The organism is Puniceicoccaceae bacterium, from assembly GCA_040224245.1.
In the GTDB taxonomy this organism is placed as follows: Bacteria; Verrucomicrobiota; Verrucomicrobiia; order Opitutales; family JAFGAQ01; genus JAKSBQ01.
On record JBEGIR010000042.1, the window covers coordinates 38896 to 49953 of the forward strand.

The 11058-nt window shown below is 53.5% G+C and carries 10 protein-coding genes; 7 read left to right on the forward strand and 3 right to left on the reverse strand.

All coding sequences use genetic code 11. The features are described from left to right. Positions 1–18 precede the first annotated feature (18 nt). The 5 genes from flgK (at position 19) to ABQ298_07075 (ending at position 4868) form a co-directional block, all read left to right on the forward strand. A complete protein-coding gene (flgK, locus tag ABQ298_07055; GenBank protein MEQ9824125.1) occupies positions 19–1527 on the forward strand; it encodes a flagellar hook-associated protein FlgK in 1509 nt (502 codons plus the stop codon). A gap of 18 nt (positions 1528–1545) precedes the next feature. Continuing rightward, on the forward strand, positions 1546–2493 hold the full coding sequence (locus tag ABQ298_07060) for a hypothetical protein (GenBank protein ID MEQ9824126.1): 948 nt from the start codon (positions 1546–1548) through the stop codon (positions 2491–2493). A gap of 80 nt (positions 2494–2573) precedes the next feature. Next, entirely contained in the window at positions 2574–3329 is a 756-nt protein-coding gene (locus ABQ298_07065) for a tetratricopeptide repeat protein (GenBank protein ID MEQ9824127.1), read from the forward strand. A 143-nt stretch (positions 3330–3472) separates the two neighbouring features. Next, on the forward strand, positions 3473–4510 hold the full coding sequence (locus ABQ298_07070; GenBank protein MEQ9824128.1) for an AI-2E family transporter: 1038 nt from the start codon (positions 3473–3475) through the stop codon (positions 4508–4510). Between the two features lie 145 nt (positions 4511–4655). Further along, positions 4656–4868 carry a hypothetical protein gene (locus ABQ298_07075; GenBank protein ID MEQ9824129.1) on the forward strand — a complete coding sequence of 71 codons (213 nt, stop codon included), beginning with the start codon at positions 4656–4658 and terminating at the stop codon, positions 4866–4868. Between the two features lie 33 nt (positions 4869–4901). Here the strand turns inward: ABQ298_07075 and ABQ298_07080 are convergent, their stop codons facing one another. Beyond that, positions 4902–5441 (reverse strand): transcription termination/antitermination NusG family protein, encoded by a 540-nt coding sequence (locus ABQ298_07080; GenBank protein ID MEQ9824130.1) that lies wholly within the window; start codon positions 5439–5441, stop codon positions 4902–4904. Positions 5442–5562: 121 nt separating this feature from the next. Next, positions 5563–6084, reverse strand: coding sequence for a DUF192 domain-containing protein (locus ABQ298_07085; protein ID MEQ9824131.1), 522 nt, complete (start codon positions 6082–6084; stop codon positions 5563–5565). A gap of 47 nt (positions 6085–6131) precedes the next feature. Here ABQ298_07085 and ABQ298_07090 point away from each other — a divergent pair, with 47 nt between their 5' ends. After that, positions 6132–7271 (forward strand): Xaa-Pro peptidase family protein, encoded by a 1140-nt coding sequence (locus tag ABQ298_07090; protein ID MEQ9824132.1) that lies wholly within the window; start codon positions 6132–6134, stop codon positions 7269–7271. Between the two features lie 98 nt (positions 7272–7369). Here ABQ298_07090 and ABQ298_07095 read toward each other — a convergent pair whose 3' ends face one another. Continuing rightward, positions 7370–10081, reverse strand: a complete 2712-nt coding sequence (locus ABQ298_07095; protein MEQ9824133.1) for a PAS domain S-box protein — start codon at positions 10079–10081, stop codon at positions 7370–7372. 356 nt (positions 10082–10437) lie between these two features. On the opposite strand from ABQ298_07095, the gene ABQ298_07100 reads away from it, so the two are divergent. Further along, on the forward strand, positions 10438–11058 hold a 621-nt coding region (locus ABQ298_07100; protein ID MEQ9824134.1), incomplete at its 3' end, for a histidine kinase.

Below are 11058 nucleotides of genomic sequence, written 5' to 3' on the forward strand. Positions count from 1 at the left end.
TTGTAACCGCTATTTACCATGTCCGGGCTCATCGGAAGCATTCTCGCCACCACCAACGCTCTCAAAGCCAATCAGACTGCCGTTCAAACTGCAGGCAAGAACATGGCGAACGTGAACAATGCCAACTATTCGCGCCAGCGCGTAGAGTTTGGGATTTCCGGCGGTATTTCCGAGAGCATCATCACGCAACAGCGCGATGCCATCATCAATTCAAAAATCGTCGCCGAAACCTCAGTATCCGGAAGCCTTGATGCCCAGTCCAACATCTATCGGCAACTTCAGCTCATCCTCGGCGAACAGATCATCGGAAACGTCGACAGTCCCGACACACTTGAAGGCTCAGCCGCAGGTGACCGAAACATGCAGGGGATCTCGACCGCGATCAGCGATTTTTTCAATTCCATGCACGCCTTGAGCACCGATCCTGACAGCGTGCCAGCCAAGTCGGTCGTCATTGCTCATGCGGAAGAACTGGTCAAACAATTCCACTCCCTTTCATCCGATCTCGATAAACTCGACCAGGATGTGCAGCGCGCCATCAACGCCGATGTTACAAAGGTCAATGGCCTGCTCAATGAGATAGCCGCGCTCAACAGTCAAGTCGCCAAGATTGAGATCCAGACCCCCGGTGCGGCACACGAGTATCGCGACCTTCGCCAGCAGAAACTCACTGAACTGGCAAACTACATGGACTTTGAAACCACTGAGGTGGACAATGGGCAAGTCCTGTTGATCGCCCGCGACAAAGACGCCAATGAAGTACTGCTGGTCGACCGTGCAAGGGTGTCCAACCGCCTGCGATTCAACGAATCGAGCAATGAACTTTTCTTCAGCAGCCACACCGTACAACCCCTTGGTCCGTCACCCAATGCAACCACCTTTGCCATCGAGGGAGGACGCCTGCACGGCCACCTCTACTCCCGCTCAACAACCGATCCGTTTGGAGGCACGGGCAGCATCGGTGTGGGTCCATTGGCCCGCATGCGCGAGGATCTTGATACCCTGGCAAGGGAGATTGCCACACAGGTCTCCACCATCTATGATGATCCTGGAAATGATATCTTTTTCTTCGACGATGATGCCAATGCCGACGCCATCGATCTCTCCAATGTCACGGCGGCCAACATCCAGCTCTACGCTGGTGATGGTGGAGCCATTCCACCGCTCAACGCCAGCACCCTGCGCGCTACCGCTACCACGAACAGTGGGGCCAATGAAATCGCACTCGCCATCGGAGAACTGAGCACGTTCACCTCCCCCTCCCTGCGCGGGAATTCCTTTACCGGCTTTGTATCCGAAATGGCCACCGACATTGGGTTCGAACTTTCCAACACCACGAAATTACTCGAAAACCAGGCCTTGGTCATGTCACAACTGCAGGACCAGCGAGCAGCTGTCAGCGGGGTTTCCATCGACGAAGAACTTGCCAATATCATCCGCTTTCAACGCTCCTTCGAAGCTTCCGCACGCGTCCTGCAGGTCATGGACGAATTGCTTGAACTCGTTACCAATGGTCTCGTCCGATAACACAGAAAGGAAGGAAAGATGAGTAGCCTCCGTGTCGCCACCCATTCAATTCAGGAAAACCTGATCCAGCAACTCAACCAAAACCAGCGTACGCTCGCATCGCTGCAAAAGCAGCTTGCCAGTGGTCGACGTGTCTCCATGCCCGAAGACGATCCCGTGATCATGGGTCGCACCATCCGGCGCGAGGCAGAGAAGACCGAACTGAGCCAATATCAGACCAACAATACCCTCGCGCGCAGCATCGTTAGTTCATCAGAGCTTCACCTCAACCAGCTGCGCGACCTTGCGGACCTCGCACTGGGAATTGCAAATTCTGTCGGCGATTCCACTACGGATGTGGAACTGGATGGCTATCGAAGCCAGCTGGATGAGATCCTCAACCAATCCCTCGATATGGCGAACGGCAAAATCGATGGTGATTATCTCTTCGCTGGCGTGGATTATGGGCAGCCCCCTTATTCCATCAACGACAATGGCACGCCCAACGACCCAAGCGATGATACAATCGACTACAACGGAAGCCCTACCGATCCGTCCGATCCCAATTTCACTCAGGCGGAGACTTATGTCGGGAACAATACCCGTATGGCCGCACGTCTCAATCCTGAGTACAATGAAGATATTCAAAACATGCTTCAGGGGCTGCTGGATCTCCGGAACTCCTTCGACACCAACATTGCTCCGTTCAGCGCCAGCAACGTCAAAACCATTGTCAGTGAAATTGAAGATGCCGATGATCGCATCGTGATTGCCAGTTCAGATCTGATCACCAAACAAATGCGTCTCGAACTTGCCAGTCGTTCGGACGAAGCCCTTTACAACCAGCTCGATGCATCCATCTCCGGAGAAGTCGGTATCGACTTTACCCAACTGGCCGTCAAGATGAAACAGACCGAGACCTCCTATCAAGCCGCGCTGGCAAGCTCGAGCCGCATCCTAAATCTCTCGCTACTGAACTACATTTAAGGTTAGCCTGGAGTAGCGGGGGTACAGCAACCGAGCGACCCCATATCCGTGCAAGACAACCAACTGCCAATCCAATGACCATGAAACCTGAAGTGATCGAAACACTCAAGCAGCGCGCCCTCGCGGGAGACGGCGAAGCCCAATACCAACTCGGCAATGTGTTTGCCCGTGGAGAAAGTGGAGGAGTCGACCTCGCTCAGGCAGCGGAGTGGTATCGCAAAGCGGGTGAGCAGGGCCATGCGGATGCACTCTGCAACTATGCCTTTCTGCTGCACGCCGGTGAAGGCGTCGCCAAAAATGAGGAAAAAGCGTATGAACTCTTTGAAGCAGCTGCGAATCAGGGGCAGGTACAGGCACAGCTCAATCTCGGAATTCTCTCTGCCAACGATGCCAACTCTGACACAGAGCGCATGCTGCACTGGTTTCGGATCGCGGCCAACAATGGCAGTGCCGAAGCATCCTACAATCTGGGCATGCTCTACTTCGAAGGAAAGCGAGTGCCACAGGACTACGCCTCCGCGTTCAAGTACTTTGTACAATCCGCAGAGGCGGGCTACGCACAGGGCGAGTATAGCGTGGGATTCTGTTTTTCCAAGGGACTGGGAACTGAAAAAGATGCGAGCCAGGCTGCGGCATTTTTCAAACGGGCAGCCGAGAAAGGCCACGCCAGTGCCCAGTACAACCTCGGACTGCATTTTGAATACGGTGAAGGTGTCGATGCGGTCGATACTGACGAAGCCATATTCTGGTTTCAAAAGGCAGCCAATCAGGGTCATCCGCGCGCAGACGAAGCCATACAACTACTCGAAGCAGGCGATTCCGACTCCAACTCCTGAGAACAGGATTTGTACTCACTGCGTCTGACTCCAAATTGGAGGGGTGCGGTGAAAATTTGCCGACCTACCCAATGATTCACCCGATTCTTTTCATGTTCGGTTGATTTCCAGCGGAGCCTTTCGTTTACTGGATCAAATTTCATATGAAAGGTTTTCGTTTTGCCGCCACCCTGGGTTCTGTCGTCCTGCTGTTTTTTTTGCTGAAACTCGGCAGAGACCTGCTGTTGCCCTTCGTCTATGCACTGTTCATCTGGTATTTGATCAATGTGGTTACCTACGCCTTTCGTTCGATCAAATACGAACAATTTCGCATGCCCACTCCGATCTGCTTCCTGCTCTCGGTATCGAGCATCCTTGGCATCGGCTCGATGGTCGTGCGCATCCTTTCATCCAATATTTCAAGCATCGCCAGCGGTTCTGGTGTGTACCGCGAAAAGGTGGGTTCCGTGGTTTCCCGCCTGTTCAGACTCGCAGAACTGCCCGAACCTGAAAGCCTTTCCGCCCTGCTCAGGGATATCGATCTGAGCAAATTCATGTCCGATGTGGCGCTGAGTCTCACCAGTGTGGCGAGCAGTACCGGACTCATCCTGATCTACCTGATTTTTCTCTTCCTCGAACAGAAGAGCTTCTCCAATAAACTCAAAGCACTCGCAAAGGCCCCCGACCAGGAGCAGAACATCCTTCGCCTCATCCGTAAAATTCAGTCTGATATTCGCCTCTACATCGGCATCAAGACCTTCACCAGTGCACTCACCGGAATCTTGAGCTACCTCATCATGAGCGCTGTGGACCTGCAATTTGCCAGTTTCTGGGCGTTGTTGATCTTCCTGCTCAACTATATCCCAAGTGTCGGCTCCATTCTTGCCACCATTTTCCCATCCCTGCTCGCCCTGATGCAGTTTGACCTCAGTGGCCGATTTTTTGTGATCGCCGGAGGAGTCACCATTCTTCAGTTCATCATCGGCAATCTGCTTGAACCTCGACTGATGGGAAATTCGCTCAACCTGAGTCCGCTGGTCATCCTGTTTTCCCTCACCTTCTGGGGGGCCATGTGGGGTATCCCCGGTGCGTTCCTCTGTGTTCCCATTATGGTGATTCTGATGATTGTGCTCTCACACTTTCCCTCGACACAACCGATCGCGATCATGATGTCCAGGGACGGCTACGTCACCAAGAGCTAGACAAAGCGTGATGCCGCAGCATGCCTTCTGGGGCTGATCCAATTCGATGTAGGATCTGTCAACGTTTTTTACGCTGGATGAAAAAAATGTATATCTGGCGAATTCGCTAAAACCCAACCAAATCTGCCGATTTAACAGGGTAAGCATGAATTCAGACTACCAACATTCGAGTGAAGGACTTTTGCTTCTGATCAAGAATCTGCAGTCGAACCGAACCTACCGCAAATTCAAGGAGCGTCGGCTTGCTTCGCCTCACGTGAAGGATGACATTCCTCTCGAAGAAGATGCTGATCAGAAGAAATGGGACAACATGCTTGAGGAATGCCTGAGCCGTCTCGAAGAAGACGCACTGCTCTGAGCAGGCAGAGTGCTTCAGCCGACCGAATCCAAATCAGGAAAGGTGCTTTTTGGGCTCAAAATCGGGTCGAAGGATTTGTGCTTTGGGAACATCAATGGACACCTCCCGACCCAGAAAATCGAGCAGCACGCGGATGCGATCCGTCGCCGGAACGTAAGTTTGAACGATCGCATGCAACTCAGCAAAGGGTCCTTCCGCCAGTAGCACGGATTCCCCCGGTTGCGGATCGGGGTCTGGAATTTCTTTAATTTCTTCGGAAAAGCAAGGCTGCAGTTCCTCAATAAAAGCGGGCGTCAGTGACGGGATGCGCTCTCCATACTTCACCACATGTCGAATCCCCTGCATTGCGAGGATGTGGCGCAGGTGCTGATGGATTTCACAGTACACAAACAAATAGCCGGGAAACAGCGGCTCCACAAACCGCACAACGCCTCGGCGGGTTTTTTTTCGATAAGCGATCCGTGGACAAAAGGTCACAAGCCCGGCACGTGCCTTGAGATTGGCTGCAGCAATGTGCTCGCGTTTGGGCTGTGTTGTAAAGCAGTACCACTGCTCCTGAGGTTCTTCCGCCATATCCATAGCTTAGTCACAGACGGAGCGGTCGCGTCAAGTGGATATCCCTTTGCTTTGATCTGAAGCGGATGATCGCTGTGTATACCCTCACTCCCGCAAACCGGACCAACGCTTCAACGTCCTACCCGTCCGTTGCAGTGCGGATGACATGCTCACGCAGAATCGGAAGCAGGGAATCCAGTTCGATACGGTCCCCCGGGCGAATCCCCTTTCCCTTGAACCAGCCGCGATTGGTTTCCAGTGCAAACTGAATCTCGCGACTGTTTGAGACGACACTGTTCTGATTGTTGGGAAAGAGCGCATGGATCTCCCGAATCGTTCCGGATGCATCAATGTAGGCGATGTCCAGGGGGATCCAGGTGTCTTTCATCCAGAAACTGCGACGCTCCGGACGATCAAAGACAAAGAGCATGCCATGGTTCTCCGGCAGGGATTCCCGCTTCATCAAGCCGCGCGCCTGTGTTGCCCGCGTCAACGCAAGCTCAATCTCAAGTGCATGCCCTGCAACGTTCAGGGTGATCGTGTCACCCGGTTTCCAGCCAGACTTCCGGTCTGCATTGGCACACGATACGCAAAGTCCTGAAATGCCGAGCAACAACAGGCTCAGTCCAAACCATTTCAGCTGGTGAATGCATTGACTCATGGGTCGCAAGCTAGCAGGATTGCACCTATTTGCAACGCACGAAATCCATGAGCACTTCGCAATTGCCTCTACTGATCTACGCCAACCCGGAATTCGTCTCTGACCTGTATTACCTGACGGGTCTGATGACGCCTGACCCCTACATCCTGCTGCAAAGCGGAGAGCAAACCACGATTGCCGTCAGTCCACTTGAGTATGGACGCGCCGTCAAGGAGGCTCGGGTCGACCAGGTCATCGATATCGCAACCCTCTCCAAGCGCAACGAACCCCTGCAGGCGAAAGGCCTGAGTCCGGAGGCCGCCACCATCTGCAACCTCCTGGCCGATCAACTCCTGACGCAGGTGCAGGTCACCCGTGACTTTCCCTTCTACCTCGCCGAAGAACTGCGCAGCACCGGGGTACAGCTACAACCCTACCCTCATGCGATGCTCACCCAGCGCATGCTTAAAAGCCAGGAAGAGGTTGCACACATTCGCGATTCCATTCGCATCACCCAATGCTGCCTTGAGCGGGTTGAGCAAATTCTCGGAGAAGCAACAATCGAAACTGGCATGCTCAAGTGGAACGGAGACTGGCTTACCTCCGAAGTGGTGCACCGCGAAATCGAACAGACCTGTATTTGCCACAATGCCATGGCTGGGCATCCCATCGTGGCAGGGGGCGACCAGGCCTGTGATCCACATGAGCGAGGTCACGGCGTTCTTTACGCAAACCAGCTGATCATCGTCGACATTTTCCCACGATCCAAAGCGCATGGATACTGGGGCGATCTCACGCGCACCTTCCTTAAGGGGAAACCCACCACAGAGCAAACCCGGCTGGTCAAAACCGTTGCGGAAGCGCAAAAACGCGCAATCGACGCCATCGCCTCTGGCAGCATCACTGGCAAAATCCACGCTGAGGTCGAAGCCATTTTTGAGCGCGAAGGTTACCGGACAGAACAGAAAAACGGAACTTATCAGGGTTTTTTCCATGGAACCGGCCACGGGTTCGGACTCGATATCCACGAACCTCCCCGCCTCGGCAAACAGCAAACGCTTGTGCTTGAGGCCGGCATGGTAGTCACCGTCGAACCCGGCCTCTACTACCCGGGAATCGGAGGCTGCCGCATCGAAGATGACGTGTGGGTCACCCAAAACGGTTGTGAAGTGCTTTCAGACTACCCGTATGGCTGGATTTTGAGTTGAGCAAGTTTCACACAAAGCGCCCTGCAGCCACTGATTTTGCACGTTCTGCTACACCCTTGTCACGAACGGCCAGGACTCACGCATTGATCTAACCCTCATCACGACATTCTCGATGGGTCGGTGTCGACCTGCAGGGGCAGTTCGAACCAAAACTGTGATCCTTTGCCGATTTCACTTTGCATTCCAATATCGCCGCCAAGAAGGTCGACCAGTTTCTTGCAAGTCGCCAGCCCAAGACCCGCTCCCTCAAAATTACGGGTGTAGGTCGAATCCACCTGCGAAAAGGGCTTAAAGAGCTGTTTGTGATTTCTCTCATGAATTCCAATTCCCGTATCCTCGACCACAAAGCGAAAGCGGGTCCATCCGGATTCATCATAATTCATGCCAACCGACAGACTGACCCATCCCAGCTGGGTGAATTTGCAGGCATTACTGAGCAAGTTTTGCAGCAGGCGCGTGAGCATGGAAATATCACAAAACACCTCCAAGCCCGAAGGCAGTGCATACCATCCGTCCATGCCATTGTGAAACTGGAACTCGAGTCCGAGTTCTGCTTTGCTCATGCCTTCAAACACATTCTGACACAAGTCGTGCAGAGGGATCATGGTGGGTTCTGGTCTGAGTGTGCCCCGATCCAGACGAACGTAGTTGAGGATGTTCTCAATCTGATTCAAAAGCTGCCCTCCCGCATCCGCGATGTTCATCAGAAAGGACCGCTGACCCGGATTTTCAATCTCGTCCAAAAGCAGATTTGAAAATCCAAGAATTGCATTGAGAGGAGTGCGCATCTCATGGCTCATGACCGCAAGGAATTCATCCTTCGCCCGGTTCGAACACTCGGCAGCATCTTTCTTGAGTTTGAGTTCCTGCAAAATCCGTTCCTGCTCAGTCTGGAGGCGTTTTTTCTCCGTGATATCCTCCATGATCGCCAGAATGCGGACGACCTCCCCCGTGTGATCCCGAACAGGTGCCGTCGATAGGCTCACCACAATGGGTTCCCCGGATTTGCGCACGCGCGTCACTTCAAGCTGGGAAAAGGTCTCCCCTTTCAGGATGCGCTGACGCAGAGACTTGACATAAGCATGTTGGTCCTCAGGGACAAACGGCGGAAACCGGCCTACGACTTCATCCCTTCTCCATCCGAATATTCCGGTTGCTGCATCATTCCAACTCTCCACGCGTCCTTCCGAGTCCGCAGTGATGATCGCCAATGGTGATGACGCGATGATCGCGCGCTGAAATTCCTCGTTGACGCGTAAAGTGCGCTCACTGATGACCTGGTCCGTGATGATCTCAATATAATTGACAATTCCCCCGATTTTTCCGGGTGCCTCATACCATGGTCGGCATTCCCATCGCGCCCAGTCCACTTCACCATTGTCGTGAATCATTGGGTCACGATCCGCCCGGCACACCTCACCCTTCAAAACCCTTCGATGCACGGCCTTCAATTTTTCCGGTAGGTCTGGAAAAACCTCGTAGTGGTGCTTACCCAGGATGTTATTACCATTGAGTCCAAAGGCGGCCATATACCGTTCGCTCACATAGACGTAGCGCAAATCACGGTCGTGCACTGCTACCGCACTGTTGGCATGCTCAATGATGTATTGCATGAGGTTGCGTGAATTCCACAGCTGCGCTTCACTTTCGATCAGCGCTTGTTCCGCCCGCTTTTTGGCAGACACATCCATCGCCACACTGAGCACCGCAGGGCGTCCATTCCATTGGATCGCCTTTGCCATGACCTCGAGCGGAAAGCGCGACCCATCCTTGCGAAAGTGTTCGACCTCAAACCTGGCACCACCCTCGGACTGTATTTGTTGCAATCGCTTCGGGATCCCAGCAGCACTCTCTGGAGTATCCAGTTCCTCGAGCTTCACTTCCAAAAATGCAGCCCTGTCTGCATAGCCATGCCATTCGCGCGTGACGCGATTGGCATAGACAATGTTTCCTTCCGCTTCGTGAATCATTATCGCTGCAGGAGCCGCATCCAGCATTTCTCCCATCAATCCGATGTGTCGTTCCTGATTTCGACGACGCGTCAGATCCCGCGCAAAACAGATCACCTGTCCTCCCCGGATATCCTGCCAGGTGGCAGTCACTTCCACCGGAAAGGTCTCTCCATTCTTGCGAAAGTGTGTGGATTCATAGATTTCCGAACCCTGCTCTATGAGACGTGCGATGCGCATTGCTGCACCATGCCCATCGGTCGATACATCGAGATCCGTGATGGATTTGCCGATCAGTTCTTTTCGGGAAAAACCCGACATGCGGCAGTAAGCCTCGTTGACATCAAGAACCAGTCCCAATCGATCCAGCACCCAAAACCCATCTGCAGTTGTCTGAAGGATGGTTCTCAGGTATGCTTCTCTCTCACGGGTTCGTCGCTCGGCCTCCACACGAGCAGTGATGTCCTGTATCGTACCCACAACCCTGTGGTGTTCAGCATCGTAGTCAGCGAGAGAATGCACCCATCGGATCGCTCCGTCCGAACAACGTCGGATGCGAAATTGAACATCGTAGGACTGCCCTTGCTCGATCAGTTCGCGAAGTCGTCGATCCAGGTGAGGGCGATCCTCTGACAGCGGGATTGCTTGAATCTGCGTGACCGAAAGCGATTCTCCCTGCGGGATGCCATAGATCGTGTAACTCCGTTCCGATGCCTCCACCCGACCCGTTTTCAGATCAATGTTCCACATGCCCAGCCGAGCCAGATTCTGTGCTACCTCGAGTTCCCGGCGACAGTGCGCAAGCTGCTCCTGCAATCGGCTGATTTCAGCCGTGGCATTGTTCTCAGGTGAAGACGACATATCAATGGACCGACAGAGGAGTGAAGTCCTGGATATTTGACATGAGTTGCACGCAACCCAACCCACAACCCTGTCGAAGTGAAAAATGCATACGTCTGGTTATCGGATCAGGATTTGCAAATCTAAGTGAAATCGCTCAGACCTTCTCCACTTTTCCATTGCACGCCTCCAGATCACCGTTCACAGGGCCAGCACAACCGTTCATCGAATGGAGAATGCGCATGCTTCCCCACTCAACTAGATTGGTGATATTTGATGAAACAGACGCGCTTCCAGCCACCACACCGAAGCAAAGTTGCACTGCAAGCGTATGCCCGTATGATGCGCCTGCATACCGTTGATCCCCAATTCCACTGATGCCACACACCCAAATGGATTCGACCCCCTCTACCCTGCCGGAACCCCGACTGCGCCCTCACTATTACTGGATGCTCCAGCTCATCGGTTGGGGAGGCTACGGTGTCGTAGGCATGGCAATCCAACTCATGTTCTACGGGATGCAATGGAGGAACCTTGCTCTGGTGCTCTGCAATGTCATCGTGCTGCTCCTGCTCACCCACGGACTCCGGCACATCGCCAAAACCCGCAAGTGGACCAGTCTTTCGTTTGGCAAGCTCGCTCTGCGACTGCTACCTGCCACGCTATTGCTCTCTCTCATCAGCCAACTCATTGCCTCGGCATTGCTGGTGTGGGTCTTCGACCTGCTGGGTTCCCAGCGTTTCAGTTTTGCAATTCTGGGCATCTACATTTTCCAGACTCAGGTGATCCTGGTCTGCTGGTCGCTCATCTATTTTGCTTTTCACGCGTTCCGTAACCGTCAAATCGAACAAATCGAAAAATGGCGACTGCAGGCAGCCCTCAAGGAGGCGGAACTCAGTGCCCTCAAGGCACAGATCAATCCGCACTTCATCTTCAACTGCCTGAACAACATCCGGGCACTCGTTCTCGAAAACCCGGAAAAATCACGGGAAATGATC